This is a genomic window from Pseudomonas sp. ATCC PTA-122608 (assembly GCF_001952855.1).
GTDB lineage: Bacteria > Pseudomonadota > Gammaproteobacteria > Pseudomonadales > Pseudomonadaceae > Aquipseudomonas.
Genome location: NZ_LPNO01000053.1, coordinates 1 through 18095, shown reverse-complemented (window position 1 = coordinate 18095; position 18095 = coordinate 1). Strand labels below are relative to the sequence as shown.

General features: G+C 62.0%; 16 protein-coding genes. 9 read left to right on the top strand and 7 right to left on the bottom strand.

Annotation, left to right across the window (positions count from 1 at the left end; all coding sequences use genetic code 11):
* The first annotated feature begins 491 nt into the window (after positions 1–491).
* Both AU074_RS29725 and AU074_RS29720 read left to right on the top strand, forming a co-directional pair.
* Positions 492–956 carry a mobile mystery protein A gene (locus AU074_RS29725; RefSeq protein ID WP_076017748.1) on the top strand — a complete coding sequence of 155 codons (465 nt, stop codon included), beginning with the start codon at positions 492–494 and terminating at the stop codon, positions 954–956.
* Entirely contained in the window at positions 947–1534 is a 588-nt protein-coding gene (locus AU074_RS29720) for a mobile mystery protein B (RefSeq protein ID WP_076017747.1), read from the top strand. The genes AU074_RS29725 and AU074_RS29720 overlap by 10 nt, the downstream gene beginning before the upstream one ends.
* A 32-nt stretch (positions 1535–1566) precedes the next feature.
* Here AU074_RS29720 and AU074_RS29715 read toward each other — a convergent pair whose 3' ends face one another.
* The 6 genes from AU074_RS29715 to pilG all read right to left on the bottom strand — a co-directional run bounded on the left by AU074_RS29715 (position 1567) and on the right by pilG (position 11396).
* Positions 1567–2022 carry a chemotaxis protein CheW gene (locus AU074_RS29715; protein WP_010167660.1) on the bottom strand — a complete coding sequence of 152 codons (456 nt, stop codon included), beginning with the start codon at positions 2020–2022 and terminating at the stop codon, positions 1567–1569.
* Entirely contained in the window at positions 2015–7855 is a 5841-nt protein-coding gene (locus AU074_RS29710; protein WP_076017746.1) for an Hpt domain-containing protein, read from the bottom strand. The genes AU074_RS29715 and AU074_RS29710 overlap by 8 nt, the downstream gene beginning before the upstream one ends.
* Positions 7856–8002: 147 nt before the next feature.
* Positions 8003–10042, bottom strand: coding sequence for a methyl-accepting chemotaxis protein (locus tag AU074_RS29705; RefSeq protein ID WP_076017745.1), 2040 nt, complete (start codon positions 10040–10042; stop codon positions 8003–8005).
* The gene (locus AU074_RS29700) at positions 10039–10563 is read right to left on the bottom strand and encodes a chemotaxis protein CheW (protein WP_076017744.1); all 525 of its coding nucleotides are present in this window, start codon (positions 10561–10563) and stop codon (positions 10039–10041) included. Before AU074_RS29700 ends, AU074_RS29705 begins: the two co-directional genes overlap by 4 nt.
* A 12-nt stretch (positions 10564–10575) precedes the next feature.
* Positions 10576–10941 carry a twitching motility response regulator PilH gene (pilH, locus tag AU074_RS29695; protein WP_017476512.1) on the bottom strand — a complete coding sequence of 122 codons (366 nt, stop codon included), beginning with the start codon at positions 10939–10941 and terminating at the stop codon, positions 10576–10578.
* 47 nt (positions 10942–10988) lie between these two features.
* A complete protein-coding gene (gene pilG, locus AU074_RS29690) occupies positions 10989–11396 on the bottom strand; it encodes a twitching motility response regulator PilG (RefSeq protein ID WP_003213736.1) in 408 nt (135 codons plus the stop codon).
* Between the two features lie 239 nt (positions 11397–11635).
* Here pilG and gshB point away from each other — a divergent pair, with 239 nt between their 5' ends.
* From gshB to AU074_RS29655, 7 genes are all read left to right on the top strand, one after another.
* A complete protein-coding gene (gene gshB, locus AU074_RS29685; protein ID WP_010167673.1) occupies positions 11636–12589 on the top strand; it encodes a glutathione synthase in 954 nt (317 codons plus the stop codon).
* Positions 12590–12666: 77 nt separating this feature from the next.
* Positions 12667–13566, top strand: coding sequence for an energy transducer TonB (locus AU074_RS29680; protein ID WP_076017743.1), 900 nt, complete (start codon positions 12667–12669; stop codon positions 13564–13566).
* 190 nt (positions 13567–13756) lie between these two features.
* The gene (locus tag AU074_RS29675) at positions 13757–14326 is read left to right on the top strand and encodes a YqgE/AlgH family protein (RefSeq protein WP_063026519.1); all 570 of its coding nucleotides are present in this window, start codon (positions 13757–13759) and stop codon (positions 14324–14326) included.
* Complete coding sequence (ruvX, locus tag AU074_RS29670) at positions 14326–14763, top strand: Holliday junction resolvase RuvX (protein ID WP_003213744.1); 438 nt, start codon at positions 14326–14328, stop codon at positions 14761–14763. The genes AU074_RS29675 and ruvX overlap by 1 nt, the downstream gene beginning before the upstream one ends.
* 174 nt (positions 14764–14937) lie before the next feature.
* Positions 14938–15444, top strand: a complete 507-nt coding sequence (gene pyrR, locus AU074_RS29665; RefSeq protein ID WP_003213746.1) for a bifunctional pyr operon transcriptional regulator/uracil phosphoribosyltransferase PyrR — start codon at positions 14938–14940, stop codon at positions 15442–15444.
* Positions 15445–15468: 24 nt separating this feature from the next.
* Positions 15469–16473 carry an aspartate carbamoyltransferase catalytic subunit gene (locus tag AU074_RS29660; protein ID WP_076017742.1) on the top strand — a complete coding sequence of 335 codons (1005 nt, stop codon included), beginning with the start codon at positions 15469–15471 and terminating at the stop codon, positions 16471–16473.
* The gene (locus AU074_RS29655; RefSeq protein ID WP_076017741.1) at positions 16470–17741 is read left to right on the top strand and encodes a dihydroorotase; all 1272 of its coding nucleotides are present in this window, start codon (positions 16470–16472) and stop codon (positions 17739–17741) included. The genes AU074_RS29660 and AU074_RS29655 overlap by 4 nt, the downstream gene beginning before the upstream one ends.
* 143 nt (positions 17742–17884) lie before the next feature.
* Here the strand turns inward: AU074_RS29655 and AU074_RS29650 are convergent.
* Positions 17885–18095: integrase core domain-containing protein (locus AU074_RS29650; protein WP_143503746.1), on the bottom strand; the 211-nt coding region annotated here is incomplete at its 5' end.

Below are 18095 nucleotides of genomic sequence, written 5' to 3'. Positions count from 1 at the left end.
CTATGGGCGTTAGTGCGCCGATATGTAACCGGACTTGCACGTCCGTGTCACCGTTTTTTGCGATGACGGACGAAGACTAGGCGCGATCACAGAGCACAACAAGTTCATGCACAGCGCGAGAGGTTGCAGGAAAAATCCGAAGGCAAACACGCGCCGATTGTTCCTACGAACTTTTCGGGTTGTTGCTCGGAATCGTCCCATCTAGCCTTCATTTCCAAATCGTATAGCCGCTGAAAGCGGCCGAATGCAAAGCGCCAACGACCAAGCGGAGTTGTAGTGAGCGGGCTTACCTCGCTCAATACAAGGATCACAGGAACTCATCCATACCGATTGCCTATAGCCATACTAGATTTCTATTATTGATCGCATTTGAGCATACATAGTAGATAATTATGTATGGTCATAACCTATCAATTAATATTAAAACGTATGCTTAAGGGCATACAATAAGCTGGATACGAATATTTCCAGGCTAAAAAAGGTGGCATCTCATGGCCTCTTCCGATCTCTTTAAATTGCGCCTTACCCAAGTGGAGCGGGCACTCGAACCCTTTGAAGCACTGCGGGGCAAGCCCACGCCGCCGGGCGGCTGGCTGCGCTCCATCAGGGAAGCACTGGGTCGATCGTTAAGGGCTCAAGCAGCCTTGGTTGGCGTGGCCTTCGCAACCTTGCAACAGTCGGAACGGGCCGAAGCCGAAGATCGGATCACACTCGCGCAATTACGCAAGCTGGCGGCGGGTTTGGACTGCGAGCTCGTTTACGCCCTGGTGCCGCGAAAACCACTGCACCAGACGGTTGAAGCCCGCGCCGAGTGGCTGGCCAGACAAGAGATTATGGGGGTCACCCACACAATGAGCCTTGAAGATCAGCGGCCTTCAGATACGTTCATCGAAAGCCAAGTGGACGATCGACGCAAAGAACTGCTCTCCGGATCGTGGGCTCGACTATGGCGATAGAACTTGAACTCAAACCTGGGCAAACACCGTTAGACCTTGATGAAGCCGCAGGCCTGAAGCCAAAGCACATCGGTACTCAAGGTGAACTTGATGAATGGGAAGCGGCAAACATCATCAAGGCCATACGCTGGCTTGGGCGGCAAAAAAAGTTGGACGTCCTGGACGAACACTTCTGCCGTCAACTTCACATCAAAATGTTCAGCGATACCTGGATCTGGGCCGGGACGTTTCGCAAGTCCGACAAAAATATTGGCTGCGACTGGACAAAAATCTCAGTCAACCTGCGCCAGTTACTCGATAACACGACCTACTGGCTGGAGCACGACGTGTTCCCTGCCGAAGAGGTGGCTGTGCGCTTCCACCACCAACTCGTGTCGTTGCACCCATTCCCCAATGGAAACGGACGACACTCACGCCTTATGGCCGACTGCCTCCTGAGGCAGCACGGGCTCGCTCCGTTCTCTTGGGGAAGCGCGAACCTGATAGCAGCCAGTGAAGTACGCACGTTATATATCCATGCACTGCGTGCCGCCGACATAAATGACTACGGCCCGCTTCAGGCTTTCGTGCGCAGTTGAGCGTATGTTATTGCTTATAGAAAATGTGTAGATCAGGCCAACCCCGCCTCCACCAACAACGCCTCCAACCCCATCAAATCCGGCACCCTGGCCACATGCTCCCCCACCTGCACCGCCGCCAGTTCCAGCGGGCACAGCGGTACGTCCACATAACTCAGCTGGCTATCGAGCTTGTACGAACGCGGAATTCCCTGGATCACCAACGCGATAAACTTCAACGTCGGCCGTCCTCCAAGGGCGTTCAGCACCACAATCCGTGCGCGCTCTCCCACCACGCCCGACTCGCCACACGCCGCTTCAAAGCTGATCAACGGCAACTGCCGATCCCGCCATGTGACTTGCCGCAGGTACCACGGCGGCGCGTCGCTGGCCGGTTCGCCGCGCTGGAAGTCGATCAGCTCGGCCACGGCGACGTTGGGCAATAACAGGTGGCGGTCGGCCAATGGCAGCAGCAAGCCAGTGAGTTGCGTAGCGCGGTGATCAAGCACGGGACTTGCTCCAATAAGCGATGCTTTCCAGCAACACCGACTCTTGATAAGGCTTGCCGAGGTAGTCGTTGACGCCAATCGCCATCGCACGATCACGGTGTTTTTGCCCGGTGCGGGAGGTGATCATGATGATGGGCATGCGCATCAGCCGTGGGTCGTCGCGCACCTGGATCGCCACTTCGAAGCCGTCCATGCGCGGCATTTCGATGTCGAGCAGCATCAGGTCCGGGGTGTGTTCTTCCAGCACGGCCATGGCGTCGATGCCGTCCTTGGCGGTGAGCACGTTCATGCCGTTGCGTTCCAGCAGGCGGCTGGTGACTTTGCGCACGGTGACCGAGTCGTCCACCACCAGCACCAGCAACGGGCGCTTTTTCAGGGGGTCGTTGAGGATCAAGGGCGCCTCGACCGCCTGGGCCGGCAAGGCCGGTGGCCGCGCGCGGATATGCGCCAGCAGGTCGATGATCAGTACCACGCGGCCATCGCCGAGGATGGTTGCGCCCGACAGGCCCTTCACCCCGGCAAATTGCGGCCCCAGGCCCTTGACCACGATCTCCCGGGTGCCGGCCATGGCATCTACCTGCACCGCCACGCGCCGCTCGTTGCACTGCACCAGCAACACCGGCAGCGGCTGGTATTGGCCGAGCAGGTTCGGGCGGCCAACGGTGTGCAGCAGGTCGCCAAGGTAGAACAGCTCGTAGCGCTGGCCGGCGTATTCGTAACGCGGCGGATTCAGTTGATAGTGCCCTTCCAGCTCATGGGGCATAACCCGCACCAGGCCTTCGATGGTGTTCAGCGGGATCGCGTATTGATCGTCCGCGCACTGCACCATCAACGCCTGGTTGACCGACACGGTGAACGGCAGGCGAATGCGAAAGTGCACGCCCTCCCCCGGCGTCGAATCGATAACCATCGAACCGCCCAGCTGGCGCACTTCTTCATGCACCACGTCCATGCCGACGCCACGCCCGGAAATCTGAGTGATTTTTTCGGCGGTGGAAAACCCCGGTTGCAGGATGAACTGCAACACGTCGCGGTCGCTGATTTCCAGGTTGGGATCGAGCAAACCACGCTTGATCGCCTTGCGCCGAACCGCTTCAAGCGGCACGCCGGCGCCGTCGTCGCGCATGTCGAAAACGATGTCGCCGCCTTCGTGGGTCAGGTCCAGGGTGATCCGGCCTTTTTCAGGCTTGCCCGCCAGCAACCGCGCATCGCGGGATTCCAGGCCATGGTCGACGGCGTTGCGCAGCATGTGTTCCAGCGGCGCGACCATGCGTTCCAGCACGTTGCGGTCCATCTCGCCTTCGGCGTTACCGACGATAAATTCCACATCCTTGCCCAACTCGCCCGCCACCTGCCGCACGATGCGTTTAAGGCGCGGCAGCATGCGTTCGAAGGGCACCATGCGCGTGCGCATCAGGCCTTCTTGCAACTCGGTGTTGATCCGCGCCTGTTGCTGCAAAAGGTTGTGGGCATCCTGGTTGCGACGCTCGAGGGTTTCCTTGAGGTCGAGCAGGTCGGAGGCTGACTCGAACAAGGCCCGGGACAGTTGTTGCAGTTGGGAATGGCGGTCCATTTCCAGCGGGTCGAATTCTTCGTAGCCCAGGCGTTCGGCCTCAGCTTGTTGGCGGCTGAGAATGCGGCCCTGGGTTTCGGTGTCGAGCCGGCGCAGTTGGTCGCGCATGCGCTCGATGGTGGTTTCCACTTCGTGCAGGGCGATGCTCGCGTCGTTGACCTGTTGCTCGATACGCCCGCGAAAGATCGAGGTTTCACCGGCCAGGTTGACCAGGTCATCCAGCAAGTCGGCAGAGATCTTCACCATGTCGGCGGCCGGATCGCTGGCCGGCACCGCTTCGGTTTTGGTGGCCGCCAACGCCACCGGTGCGGCCGTCACTTCAGCCGGATGCACCAGGCTTTTGATCCGCTCGATCAGCAGATCCACCGAGCCCACCGGCATTCCCGCCGCCACTGCATCGATCATCTGCGCCAGGCGGTCGTGGCAGCCTTGCAGCAACGCGAAGAGTTCAGCCGAGGGCGCCAGCAACCCTGCCGACAAGCCCTCGTAGAGAAACTCCAGCTCATGGGCCAGATCGCCAATCGGGCCGATCTCGACCATGCGGGCGCCGCCCTTGAGGGTGTGCAGGTCGCGCAGCAGTGTCTCGACTTCCTGGCGATTTTTTGGCTCGGCCTGCCAGCGCAACAGCGCGGCGCCGGAGCTGTCGAGGATGTCGGCGGCTTCTTCGAGAAAGATATCCAGCAGCTCGGGATCACTGCCTGGTGTCTCGACTTCGGCGGCGGCTGCGGGCGCCGCTTGTACGGTGCCTTGGCGCAACTCACGCAAGTGGCTGATCAGGTCGGTGGAGTCGCTCAGCGGCTGCTGGTGTTGCAGTTGCTCAAGCAGCAGTGCCAGTCGCTCATGACTGGCCATCAACACGTTCGCCAACTCGCTGGAATAGCTGTAGCGACGGTCCACCAAGCCTTCGTAAAGGTTTTCCAACTCAAGGGCCAGGTCGCCCACCGCGCCGATTTCAGCCATGCGTGCACCACCTTTGAGGGTGTGCAAATCCCGTTGCAGCGACGACAGCGGTGCTGCGTTATCCGGGTCCAACAGCCAGCGTTTCAGGGACTGGCCGGCGCTGTCGAGGATGTCTACCGCCTCTTCAAGGAAGATCTCGACGATCTCATCGTCTACCGCAAAACCTTGGTCCAACTTCGCCGTGGCGGCGCCCAGTTCGGAAATGCTCAGCGCACGGCTGCCATCGGTTTTGATCAAGCCGGTGGCGGACGGGTCGAGGCCTTCATCCAACAGCTCGCGCAGGGCTCGAACCCGTGCCGGAGCCGCGCTGATTTCCTGGCCGGCAGCCAGTTGGTCGAGCATGTTGATCAGCGCTTCGTGGGCCTGTTCAGCCTCGTGGAAGAAGCGCTCGCTGACCGCCAGGCTGCTTTCTTCCACCGCGCCGTAGAGGTCGAGCAAGGCTTCGCACAACTCATCCATCGAGTGCAGGTCGGCCAGGTGCGCGCCTTCGCCGAGGGTGGTCAGCTCGTCCAGCAGTGCACTCAGTTCCTGCCGCTCGCCGGGATGTTGTTGCCAGCGGCGCAGCAAGCTTTCGGCGTCCAGCAGGATATCCATGCCCTGGGCCAGGAAGTTGGCAATCAACTGCGGGTCGCGCTTGATCCGCAGGCCGGTGTTGGGCGCATTCAGCAAGGCTTCAAGCTGGCTGTTCAGCAAGTTCTGTGTGCGTTCGATCAACCCTGCCGCACCGGTGATGGGCGCATGGGGATCGCTGTCCAGCTGGCGCACCCCGCGCTGGAACAGCGCCTCGGCCTCCAGCAGCAATTCAATTTCATCCAGGTCCAGCGGCAGGCGATGGGCCTTGTATTCGCGGGTCAGGTGATCCAGCGGTCGCGCCAGTTCGGCGATGGGCAACACGCCGGCCATGTAGGCGCTGCCCTTGAGGGTGTGCAGTGCGCGTTGCAGTTCATCGCTGACTTGCAGCGGCAGGTGCTCGGTGGCCTGTTGCAGGAAATGGTTGAGGCTGTCGAGGTGGCTCTGGGCTTCGTTGCGGAAGATCTCCAGCAACTGCGGGTCCAGGGTGGCCGGGTCTGTGGCCGACGGTTCGACACCGCTGGCCAGGGCGTGAGCCCGCGCCGCCAGTTCGTCTACGTCGTCGCGCTGGCGCTGGGCATCGTCGGCGAAATCGGTGATCAGCTCAGGCAGCAATTCCAGCACGTCATCCAGCACCGCTTGCACATCAGGGCACGGCGCAACGCTGCGTTCCAGTATGCGGTTGAGCAGGTTTTCCACCGCCCAGGCCAGCTCCGCCAACACCAACGCGCGGACCATGCGACCACTGCCTTTCAAGGTGTGGAAGGCGCGGCGCATTTCGCTCAGGGTGGCCTTGTCTTCCAGGCTCGCGGTGCCGGTAGGTACGTAGCGGTGCAGCACGTCGAGGACTTCGGCGGTTTCTTCGAGGAACACTTCCCGCAGTTCGTCGTCGATGGGCTCCTCGCCGGCAGGCGGTGGCAGCAGGCTGCCAGGGCGCTGGAGGGCCGGCGGGTTGAGGCGCGAGGTGGGGCTGGCCAGCGCATCCGCGAGAAACGGGGTTTGTTCCGCCGGCGTGTCATCCTGGGCGAGCAGCGCCTGGCGCCACGGCTTCTCGGCCGGCAAATAGCCCAGTGCAGCGAGGCCTTCGGCGGCGACTTCCAGCACCCGTTCGCCCGGGGCGTCGTGGTCCTGCAGCATGCGTTCGAGATAGTACTCGAGACTGGTGAGCACATCGGCAAAATGCTCGAGCTGCGCCTCGGAAGGCGCGGCCTCACTGACCATCAGTTGCTCGTTGACGTAGTCATTGCAGCCACGCATCAGGCTCGCCGCACGCGGCAGCGGAATCATCGCCAGCGCACCGCGCACCTGGGTCAGCAACTCGGGCAGTGACTCCAGACGCTGGCGGTCCCAATGGGCTTCGATGCAGTCGATCACCAGCTCTTTGGCCTGGGTCAGGCACTGGCAGGATTCGCGGATCACCAGGTGGTGGATCTGCGTGAGGTCGGTGGTGGGCAGGCGGCTTTCTTCGCGGCGTTCCGGCTCGACGGTGCCGACCATCCCGGCCAGCGTCGCCTCGACGTAGAGCAACGCACCGGCGACATCCATCAATACCGCGTCGTTGGGCTCGCGCTGCCCTTGGGCCAGGCCGAGCACCACCGCCAATTGGTCGATGATCACTTTGCGCGGCTGGCCGAAACCCAATACCGCCAGGGTATCGGCGATCTGGCGCAAGGGCGCCAGCAAGGCTTCAAGGTCCGAGGCGTGCTGGCGGTCACTGCGTACGAACAGGTCCAGGCGTTCCTTGACCCGCACCAGCTCCTCACACAACGCGCCGAGCACCGAGCCCATCGCGTCGCGGTCCGGGCCGGCCAAGCGGGCGCGTTCGGCGTCCACCACGGCGCTGTCGGGCAGGGCTTCATCGAGGCCATAACGTTCTTTCAAACTTTGCATCCGTGGAGTCGGTCGGGTGACTTTGGCGACGTAGAACAACAGGCTCTTGAGCAACTCATCCGGGGCCGGGGTGTTGATGCCGTTGATGCCCTGGATCAGCAGGCGCTTGAGTTCCTTGTCGCAGGCTTTGAGCAAACTGCGCAACGCCGGGCTGTTGGCGACCACGCCAATGAGCATGCCTTCCACCAGCGCCGAGGTCACCTGCCACAACGGTAACAGCGGCGCACCATGGCACAGGGCTTCGAGGCGGGCGAAAACCCGTGCCATGTCTTCCAGGTTGCTGGGGCCGTGGTCTTCGCGCAACAAACCGACCAGCGCCTGTTGCAGCATCTGCCGCCACTGACGCAGCAGCCCGGGGAAATCCTCCGGCGTGCGCTGGGCCAGCGCCTCCTCGGGCAGTGGCGGGATAATCAGCAGTTGCGGGCTGAACAGACTGGTTTCCGAGAGCAGGCTTTCGCCGCGTACGCTGCGCAGGTCGTTGAGCAGCGGCAACACCACCAAGGGCAGGTCGCGTCGGGCGCTGTGTACGCGGTCGAGGTACAGCGGCAGTTGGCCGAGGCCCTGTTGCAGCAGGCGAATACCTTCGTCGCGCTGGCTGACGCGCGCGCCTTGCAGGGCGAGGGCCAGTTGCTCCATTTCTTCGGCGAACAGGGCTGCGCCGTAGAACTCGACCATCAGCAAACTGCCATGGACCTGATGGATGCATTCCAGGCATTGGCCGATGGCTTCGCTGCTGCCTTCTTCTACATAGGCGTCCAGCGCCGAACGGGCCTGTTTCAGGGTTTCGGCAATTTCGCCCTTGACCCATTCGAGGGCCACGTAGTCGTGCCGATCAACCATAACTGCTCCCGTCTGAATTCATGAGTTGCCGTGTTGCTTGAACATAACGCCCTGTAGGAGCGAGCTTGCTCGCGAAGAGCGCTAACGATGACGCGGGCATTCTGAATGAACGCGGCGCTCTCGGGTTTTTCGCGAGCAAGCTCGCTCCTACGGGGCTGGCGGCAAGGTGAACCCCGACACCGACCGCCGCAGCTGACTGGCCATTTTTGCCAGGTTGCCGATGCTCTCGGCAGTGGCCGTGGAGCCAGAGGAAGTTTGAGTGGTGATCTGCTGAATCACGTTCATCGTCAACGATATCTGCCCTGCCGACGACGTCTGCTGCTGCGCCGCGTTGGAAATACTCTGGATCAACGCCGCCAGGGTTTTCGACACACCTTCGATCTCTTCCAGCGCCACGCCGGCGTCCTGGGCCAGCCGCGCACCGCGCACCACTTCGGTGGTGGTCTGCTCCATGGAAATCACCGCTTCGTTGGTGTCCGTCTGGATCGCCCGCACCAGGGTTTCGATCTGCCGCGTTGCCGCCGAAGAACGCTCGGCCAGGCGCTGTACTTCATCGGCCACCACCGCAAAACCACGCCCGGCGTCACCGGCCATGCTCGCCTGGATCGCCGCGTTGAGGGCGAGGATGTTGGTCTGCTCGGCGATGTCGTCGATCAGGCTGACGATGTCGCCAATCTCCTGGGACGATTCCCCCAGGCGCTTGATGCGCTTGGCGGTGTCCTGGATCTGTTCGCGGATGTTGTCCATCCCGTGGATGGTGTTGTGCACCACCTCATTGCCCTTGTTGGCGATCTCTACCGAACGCTCGGCCACTGCCGAAGATTCGGCGGCGTTGGCAGACACCTGGTCGATGGACTGGGCCATCTGGTTGATCGCCGTGGAGGCTTCGGCAATCTGCTGCGCCTGATGCTCCGACGCTTGGGCCAGGTGCATGGCGGTGGCCTGGGTGTCCTGCACTGCGCCAGCCACCTGGCCCGCGGTGAGGTTGATGGTCGCCACCAGGTCGCGCAGCTGGTCCACGGAATAGTTGATGGAGTCGGCGATGGTGCCGGTGAAGTCTTCGGTGACCGAGGCGGTGACGGTCAGGTCGCCGTCGGCCAGGTCTTCAATCTCATCCAGCAGACGCATGATCGCGTTCTGGTTGCGCTCGTTTTTCTCGGCGGTTTCCCGCAATTGGCGGTTGGTCTCGCGGACCATCACCAGGCCGATCAGGATGATCGAGGCCAGCGCCAGCAAGCCCAGCACGTAGCCGCCGATGGTGTCGAAGGTGCGCCCGTCGGCCAGGTTTTCAAAACCGGTGGCCAGGTGCGAGGCTTCGTCCAGCAGGGTTTGCGACAGGTTGAAAATATTGCTCGCAGAGGCGCGCACCTGGAACAGTTGCGGCGAGGTCTCGAGGATTTCGTCCACGGAGCCGGAGACGAATTCGAACAGCTCGGCGATTTCCGCCAGCCGCGCCCGCGCATCGTGATCTTCTACCTGAGAGATACGCAGCCCAGGGTTGCCCTGAAGCATGCCGTTGAGCACCTGGCCGAAACGGTTGGCATCGCGGCCAAAGGCATCGGCGGCCTGCACCGCGGTTTCGTCGCCCGCCAGCACGGTGTTCACCGCACCGAGGATGCGCTCAGCCAGCAACGACTGGCGCTGGGCCAAAGCCACCTGGCTGGCCGGCGCGCCGCGTTGCAGGAGGATATCGACGACCTTTTCCGATTCGACCTGCAACTGCGGCACCGTTTCCGCCAAGGTGGCAGCCACTTGATGCAGCGACAACACCGTCTGTTCGCTGGCCAGAATCGCATCGGCGTTTTTCAGCAGCGCTTCCCAGTCGGTCTGCACCGCGCGCATTTCTGCGCGAACGGCGGTAGGTGCCGCGGGCAGGCCGGTGGCCGGGTCGCCTTTTTTCAGGTAACCCCAGCGCTGGGCAAAATCGTTGCGCGCATCCCCCAGCAGTTTGAACGCAGCCGCCTTGCCGGCGGCGGCCTCGGTGGCGTTCTTGGCGATGCGTTGGGACAGCACCCGCAGCTCACCGGCGTGGCCGATGTACTGCTTGTCGTAGGTGGACTGGGTGTTGAGGTAAGCGAAGTTGGCGAACAGCAGCATGATGAACACGATCAGCGCGATAAACAGCACGATGATCTGCGAGCGGCTGCGGGAAGCCTCCTGGGGTTTGACGGGAGTGACGGTACTCATGCGGCGACATCCATGAAGCCTGGAGCCAGGGCCAGGGCGAAAGTGCTGAAGACCTGCCACAGCTGGTCGCCGTCGAACTGGCCCTGGATAAACGGCGCGCTGGCCGCAGTGCTCGTCGACAATGCGTCTTGTGCGAAATGCTGCATGCCCACCACCTCGTCCACCAACAGGCCGACAAACACGTCCTGATATTCCACCACCAGCACCCGCCGCTGTTTGCGCGCCACCGACAGCTCAAGGCCGAGGAACCCGCCCAAATCCATCACCGGCAGCAAGCGCCCGCGCAGGTTGGCCACGCCCTTGACCCACGTTTTGACCCCGGGCATCAAGGTGCAGCGCGGTTCGTGCAGCACTTCTGCGACCTCGCCCATGGGTGCCACGTACCAGTGTTCGCCCAGGCGAAACCCGATCCCGCTCCAGCTGTGCAGCCGGGTTTCCTGGGACGGCAGGTCGGCAGCCAGCAAGCGGCAGCGGCGGTCGATGTCCAGCAGCAGCTCGAAGGCGGTTTGCGACTCGGTCATGGGAACGTGCCGTCAGCCGGCCAGCACCTTGTTCAGGGTGGCGATCAGGGTTTCTTCGTCCACAGGCTTGGTCAGGTAATCCTTGGCGCCCTGGCGCTCGCCCCAGATCTTGTCGGTTTCCTGATCCTTGGTGGTGATGATGATCACCGGGATGTGCCCGGTTTCAGGGTCTTTGGTCAACTGCCGGGTGGCCTGGAAGCCATTGAGGCCGGGCATGACGATGTCCATCAATACCGCGTCAGGCTTTTCCTGGCGCGCCAGCGCGACGCCGTCGCCGCCGTTCTGGGCCTTGAGGACTTCATGACCATGCTTTTCGAGCATTTCAGTCAGTTTGTACATTTCAGTCGGCGAATCGTCGACGATCAGAACACGTGCCATGGTTTTCCCCACTTATCTAGTAGACGCAAGCCCTCGTGGGGCCCTCGTCAGTGTGCTTGTTCTACTGCGGCGAAGCCCGGTACATAGGCCTTGATCGCGCTCAGCAGTTCTTCCTTGCTGAAAGGTTTGGTCAAAAACTGATCAGAACCGACGATGCGCCCCTTGGCCTTGTCGAACAGACCATCCTTGGAAGACAACATGATCACCGGGATCGACTTGAACGCCGGGTTGTTCTTCACCAGCGCGCAGGTCTGATAGCCATCCAGGCGCGGCATCATGATGTCGACAAAGATAATGTGCGGGTGATGGTCAACAATCTTGGCCAGGGCATCGAAACCGTCGATGGCCGTGATGACGTCGCACCCTACGTTCTTCAACAGTGTTTCGGCCGTGCGGCGAATCGTTTTCGAATCGTCGATCACCATCACTTTCAAGGCGTTGGAATGCTGTTCCATATCTGCTCTACCATCGCCACAGCGAATAGGTTTTCGGTGTGTACTGCCTGATGTTGCACAGGACGAGCGTCAAAAGCCTCGGAATTCAAGGGCTGATGTGCCATGGCAGCCTTTTTAGCACAGTCTCAGAACGCAATCTATCGGCCGACCCGCGCGGTGGTTTTTCCTTGACCCACAACAGCCGCAGCGCCACTCTGACGCCACTTTTATGCGCCCTTATTTGCTAGAGGAAATCCCCCATGAGCGTTCGCGTCGGCATTGTCATGGACCCTATCGCCAGCATCTCCTATAAAAAGGATAGCTCGCTGGCCATGCTGCTGGCCGCCCAGGCCCGCGGCTGGAGCCTGTTCTATATGGAGCAGCCGGACCTTTACCAGGGCGACGGTGAAGCGCGGGCGCGGATGCGCCCGCTGCAGGTGTTTGCCAACCCTGAGAAGTGGTTCGAACTGCAAGACGAAATCGACAGCCCCCTGAGCGACCTCGACGTAATCCTGATGCGCAAGGATCCGCCGTTCGACATGGAGTTCGTCTACTCCACCTACCTGCTGGAGCAGGCCGAGCGCGCGGGCGTGCTGATCGTCAACAAGCCCCAGAGCCTGCGCGACTGCAATGAAAAGCTGTTCGCCACCCTGTTCCCACAATGCACGCCGCCCACCGTGGTCAGCCGCCGCGCCGACGTGCTGCGTGAATTCGCCGCCAAGCACGGTGATGTGATCCTCAAGCCGCTGGACGGCATGGGCGGCACTTCGATCTTCCGCCATCGCGCGGGCGACCCGAACCTGTCGGTGATCCTGGAAACCCTGACCGCACTGGGCACCCAGCAGATCATGGGCCAAGCCTACATTCCGGCAATCAAGGACGGCGACAAGCGCATCCTGATGATCGATGGCGAGCCGGTGCCTTATTGCCTGGCGCGTATTCCGGCGGCCGGCGAGACCCGTGGCAACCTGGCAGCCGGTGGCCGGGGTGAAGCCCGCCCGCTGACGGACAAGGACCGCTGGATTGCCGCCCAAGTCGGCCCAACCCTGCGTGAAAAGGGCCTGCTGTTTGTAGGACTAGACGTAATCGGCGAAAACCTCACCGAGATCAACGTCACCAGTCCGACCTGTATTCGCGAGATCGACAATGCATTTGGCACGAACATCGGCGAAATGCTGATGGCCGCGATTGCCTCCAAGCTACAAGCCAAGTGACATAGAACAGCCGGACACAAACCAACATTGCGTTATCATGCGCCACCTGTGAAACGCGCGATGTTGGTTTTCTTGTCATGACGCTCCCGTCCGATCTGCCCCCCGAACTCTCCCACAGCGGCGTGCGCCCGGCTGATCGGCTCGGATTTACCCTGTTTCTCGCGGCGTTGATTCACCTGGCGTTGATCCTCGGCCTGGGCTTCACCTTTGCCGAACCCAAGCAGATCACCAAGACCCTGGAAATCACCCTCGCCACCTTCAAAAGCGAAAAGAAGCCCGAGAAGGCTGATTTTCTCGCCCAGGACAACCAGCAAGGCAGCGGCACCCTCGACAAGAAGGCCGTGCCCAAGACCACCGAAGTGGCACCGTTCCAGGACAATAAGGTCAATAAGGTCACGCCACCGCCAGCGCCCAAGCCGGAGGTGAAACAGGCTGCACCCAAGGCCGCCGTGACCACCGTGGCGCCCAAACCGCAAAAAGCGCCCACCCAACGGGAAAAGACCAAGACTGAACCCACGCCTGCCCCGCCGGCCCCGACGTTTGACAGCTCGCAACTCTCCAGTGAAATCTCCAGCCTGGAAGCCGAGCTGGCCCATGAACAACAGCTGTACGCCAAGCGCCCGCGGATCTACCGCCTCAACGCCGCCTCCACCATGCGCGACAAAGGCGCCTGGTATAAGGATGAGTGGCGCAAGAAGGTCGAGCGCATCGGTAACCTGAACTACCCGGACGAAGCCCGCCGCCAGCAGATCTACGGCAATTTGCGACTGCTGGTGTCGATCAACCGCGACGGCACCTTGTACGAAGTGCAGGTGCTGGAGTCCTCCGGCCAACCGCTGCTGGACCAGGCGGCGCAACGCATCGTGCGCCTGGCAGCGCCTTTTGCGCCGTTTACCGGGGACTTGAACGACATCGACCGCCTGGAAATCATACGCACCTGGCGCTTTGCCAAAGGTGATCGACTGTCCAGTAACTAACCGCCCCTGCTCTCTGTAGGAGCGAGCTTGCTCGCGAAGGTCGTTAACGATAACGCGGGCTTTCTGGTTTAACCCGGCGCTCTCCGGTTTTTCGCGAGCAAGCTCGCTCCTACAAAGAATCAACACGCCAAACCAATTCCTGCGCATCCTCAGCTTGTCAGTTCGCCCCTCCAACGCCACACTAGCGGACATGAAAAATGTCAGCCCGACCTACCTCAAGCACCAATTCCTGATCGCCATGCCCCATATGGCCGACCCGAACTTTGCGCAGACCTTGACCTACATCGTCGAGCACACCGCCAATGGTGCGATGGGGCTGGTGGTCAACCGCCCGCAAGACCTGAACCTGGCCGATATCCTCGAGCAACTGCGCCCGGACATCGACCCGCCCGCCAACTGCCAGCACGTACCGATCTACATCGGCGGGCCAGTGCAGACTGACCGGGGTTTTGTGCTGCACCCTACCGGGCCGAAATTCCAGGCGACCGTCGACCTTGAAGGACTGTCGCTTTCCACTTCCCAGGATGTGTTGTTCGCCATCGCCGATGGCATCGGGCCTGATCAAAGCGTGATCACCCTGGGCTACGCCGGTTGGGAAGCCGGGCAACTGGAGGCCGAGCTGGCGAGCAATGCCTGGCTGACGTGCCCGTTTGACGCCGACATCCTGTTCAACACCCCCAGCGAACTGCGCCTTGAAGCCGCCGCCGCCAAGCTGCGGATCAACCTCAGCCTGTTGACCAGCCAGGCGGGGCACGCCTGATGGCCTTGCGTCTGATCCTCGGCTTTGACTACGGCACCAAGCAGATCGGCGTAGCGGTCGGCCAGGTCATCACCGGCCAGGCCCGCGAGCTGTGCACCTTGAAAGCCCAGAACGGCGTGCCGGACTGGAACCAGGTCGAAGCCCTGATCAAGGAATGGAAGCCCGACGCCGTCGTGGTCGGCCTGCCCTTGAACATGGACGGCACCCCGAGCGAGATGTGCCTGCGAGCCGAAAAATTCGCCCGCCGCCTGAATGGCCGCTACAACCTGCCCTTCTATACCCACGACGAACGCCTGACCACCTTTGAAGCCAAGGGCGAGCGCCGCGACCGTGGCGGGCAGAAAGGCAGCTACCGCGACAACCCGGTGGATGCCATCGCAGCGGCCTTGCTGTTGCAGGGCTGGCTGGATGAAAACACCGCTTTATTTGAATCCTGAATTGCCGCATTGCTTTTTGTAGGAGCGAGCTTGCTCGCGAAAAACGTCAACGATTACGCGCGCGTCCAGTGATGCACGCGGTGCCTGTGAGTTCTTCGCGAGCAAGCTCGCTCCTACAGTGTCTTTTACGTTTGAGCCCGGACCTTGCCTGCGCAAGGCCTTGAAGGAGCCACCATGAGCCTGCCCAATCCCGCCGACCTGATCAGCCAGATGGCGATCCGCCTCAAGGCGCACCTGGAACACCGCGCTATCAGCGAGCCGCGCTTTATCGGCATCCGCACCGGTGGCGTGTGGGTGGCCCAGGCACTATTGGAAGAACTGGGCAGCGACTCGCCCCTGGGCACCCTGGACGTGTCTTTCTACCGTGACGACTTCAGCCAGAACGGCCTGCACCCGCAAGTGCGTCCTTCGGCCCTGCCGTTCGAGATCGAAGGCCAGCACCTGGTGCTGATCGATGACGTGCTGATGAGCGGTCGTACCATCCGCGCCGCCATGAACGAATTGTTCGACTACGGCCGCCCGGCCAGCGTGACGCTGGTCTGCCTGCTGGACCTGGATGCCGGCGAATTGCCGATCAGCCCGGACGTGGTCGGCGCCACCCTGTCCCTGGAAGCCCACCAGCGGGTAAAATTGTCCGGTCCCACGCCGCTCGAACTCGAACTGCAAGACCTTGCCCTTTAAACCGCCTTGTAAAGAGTCCCCGCGATGACGCCTCTAGATGCCAAGCGCCCGCTGCAGCTCAACGCTCAGGGCCAGCTGCAACACTTCCTGTCCCTCGACGGCTTGCCCCGCGAACTGCTCACCGAAATCCTCGACACGGCCGACTCGTTCCTCGAAGTCGGCGGCCGGGCGGTGAAAAAAGTCCCGCTGTTACGCGGCAAGACCATCTGCAACGTGTTCTTCGAGAACTCGACCCGCACCCGCACCACCTTTGAGCTGGCGGCCCAGCGCCTGTCGGCTGACGTGATCACGCTGAACGTGTCCACCTCGTCGGCGAGCAAGGGCGAAACCCTGCTCGACACCCTGCGCAACCTGGAAGCCATGGCCGCCGACATGTTCGTGGTGCGCCACGGCGACTCCGGTGCTGCGCACTTCATCGCCGAGCACGTGTGCCCGAACGTGGCGATCATCAACGGCGGCGACGGCCGTCACGCCCACCCGACCCAGGGCATGCTCGACATGCTGACCATCCGTCGGCACAAAGGCAGCTTCGAAAACCTCTCGGTGGCCATCGTTGGCGACATCCTGCACTCACGGGTAGCGCGCTCGAACATGCTGGCCCTGAAAGCCCTGGGTTGCCCGGACATCCGCGTGATCGCGCCAAAAACCCTGTTGCCAATCGGCATCGAGCAGTACGGCGTGAAGGTCTACACCGACATGGCCGAAGGCCTGAAGGATGTGGACGTGGTGATCATGCTGCGCCTGCAGCGCGAGCGCATGGCCGGCGGCCTGTTGCCGAGCGAAGGCGAGTTCTATCGCCTGTTCGGCCTGACCACCGCGCGCCTGGCCGGCGCCAAGCCGGATGCCATCGTGATGCACCCGGGGCCGATCAACCGTGGCGTGGAGATTGAGTCGGCAGTGGCCGACGGCGCGCAGTCGGTGATTCTCAACCAGGTGACCTACGGCATCGCCGTCCGCATGGCCGTGTTGTCCATGGCCATGAGCGGGCAAACCGCACAACGTCAATTCGAGCAGGAGAAGGCCCAGTGAAGCTCAGCATTCTCGGCGCCCGAGTCATCGATCCGGCCAGCGGCCTGGATCAAGTCACCGATCTGCACCTGGAAGCCGGCAAGATCATTGCCATCGGCGCCGCCCCCGCAGGCTTCAGCGCCAGTGAAACCATCGACGCCAAAGGCCTGATCGCCGCGCCCGGGCTGGTGGACCTGAACGTCGCCCTGCGCGAACCGGGTTACAGCCGCAAAGGCAGCATCGCCAGCGAAACCCGCGCCGCCGCAGCCGGCGGCGTCACCAGCCTGTGCTGCCCGCCCCACACCAAGCCGGTGCTGGACACCTCGGCCGTGACCGAGCTGATCCTCGACCGCGCCCGCGAAGCCGGCAACTGCAAAGTGTTCCCCATCGGCGCCCTGAGCAAAGGCCTGGACGGCGAACAGTTGGCCGAGCTGATCGCCTTGCGCGACGCCGGCTGCGTGGCCTTCGGCAACGGTCTGGAGAGCTTTCGCAGCACCCGCACCCTGTGCCGCGCGCTGGAATATGCTGCGACCTTCGACCTGACCGTGATTTTCCACTCCCAGGACCGCGACCTGGCCGAAGGTGGCCTGGCCCACGAAGGCGCCACGGCAAGCTTCCTTGGCCTGCCGGGCATCCCGGAAACCGCCGAGACCGTGGCCCTGGCCCGGGACCTGCTGTTGGTGGAGCAAAGCGGCGTACGCGCGCACTTCAGCCAACTGACCAGCGCTCGCGGCGTGGCCCTGATTGCTCAGGCACAAGCCCGCGGCTTGCCGGTGACGGCGGATGTGGCGTTGTATCAGCTGATTTTGACGGATGAGGCGCTGATCGACTTCTCCAGCCTGTATCACGTGCAGCCGCCCCTGCGTACCCGCGCTGACCGTGACGGTTTGCGGGCTGCGGTGAAGTCCGGGGTGGTTTCGGCGATTTCCAGCCATCACCAGCCCCACGAGCGGGACGCCAAGCTGGCGCCATTCGGCGCGACAGAGCCGGGCATCAGCAGTGTCGAGCTGTTGTTGCCACTGGCAATGACGTTGGTGGAGGATGGCTTGCTGGACCTGCCGACGCTGCTGGCACGCCTCAGTGCGGGCCCTGCCGAGGCACTGCGCCTGCCGGCGGGCAATTTGGCGGTGGGGTCGGCAGCGGACCTGGTGCTGTTTGATACGGCCAGTTCCACGATTGCCGGGGAACACTGGCTGTCCAAGGGCGAGAATTGCCCGTTCATTGGCCATAGCTTGCCGGCGAATGTGCGGTACACACTGGTGGATGGGCGGATCAGCTACCAAGCTTAAACCCGATCCAGAGTGGGCACGGTAAATGTGGGAGCGGGCTTGCTCGCGAAAGCGTTGGGTCAGTCAATAGAGATGTCGACTGACACATCGCATTCGCGAGCAAGCTGAACTGGTCCAGTAATTTCGGACATTCTTTTCGGTTCTCACGCTGCTAGCTTTTCCGCCGCTATCGGTGAGTGATAACCGTTGTAGCTGTGGCGCCTTACGCTGTTGTATCGCGCCACATATCGGTTGATATCTACCTGGGCCTCGTACTCAGAGCTATAACCTCCCTCAGGCACCCATTCGGACTTCAAGCTGCCAAAAAAACGTTCCATCGGGGCGTTGTCCCAGCACTGGCCTTTTCGACTCATG

What these genes read in the sequence shown, in the direction of transcription:
- AU074_RS29725 (WP_076017748.1), top strand. Translation starts at nt 492, where the DNA reads ATGGCCTCTTCCGATCTCTTTAAATTGCGCCTTACCCAAGTGGAGCGG.
- AU074_RS29720 (WP_076017747.1), top strand. Translation starts at nt 947, where the DNA reads ATGGCGATAGAACTTGAACTCAAACCTGGGCAAACACCGTTAGACCTT.
- AU074_RS29710 (WP_076017746.1), bottom strand. Translation starts at nt 7,855, where the DNA reads ATGGTTGATCGGCACGACTACGTGGCCCTCGAATGGGTCAAGGGCGAA.
- AU074_RS29705 (WP_076017745.1), bottom strand. Translation starts at nt 10,042, where the DNA reads ATGAGTACCGTCACTCCCGTCAAACCCCAGGAGGCTTCCCGCAGCCGC.
- AU074_RS29700 (WP_076017744.1), bottom strand. Translation starts at nt 10,563, where the DNA reads ATGACCGAGTCGCAAACCGCCTTCGAGCTGCTGCTGGACATCGACCGC.
- pilH (WP_017476512.1), bottom strand. Translation starts at nt 10,941, where the DNA reads ATGGCACGTGTTCTGATCGTCGACGATTCGCCGACTGAAATGTACAAA.
- pilG (WP_003213736.1), bottom strand. Translation starts at nt 11,396, where the DNA reads ATGGAACAGCATTCCAACGCCTTGAAAGTGATGGTGATCGACGATTCG.
- gshB (WP_010167673.1), top strand. Translation starts at nt 11,636, where the DNA reads ATGAGCGTTCGCGTCGGCATTGTCATGGACCCTATCGCCAGCATCTCC.
- AU074_RS29680 (WP_076017743.1), top strand. Translation starts at nt 12,667, where the DNA reads ATGACGCTCCCGTCCGATCTGCCCCCCGAACTCTCCCACAGCGGCGTG.
- AU074_RS29675 (WP_063026519.1), top strand. Translation starts at nt 13,757, where the DNA reads ATGAAAAATGTCAGCCCGACCTACCTCAAGCACCAATTCCTGATCGCC.
- ruvX (WP_003213744.1), top strand. Translation starts at nt 14,326, where the DNA reads ATGGCCTTGCGTCTGATCCTCGGCTTTGACTACGGCACCAAGCAGATC.
- pyrR (WP_003213746.1), top strand. Translation starts at nt 14,938, where the DNA reads ATGAGCCTGCCCAATCCCGCCGACCTGATCAGCCAGATGGCGATCCGC.
- AU074_RS29660 (WP_076017742.1), top strand. Translation starts at nt 15,469, where the DNA reads ATGACGCCTCTAGATGCCAAGCGCCCGCTGCAGCTCAACGCTCAGGGC.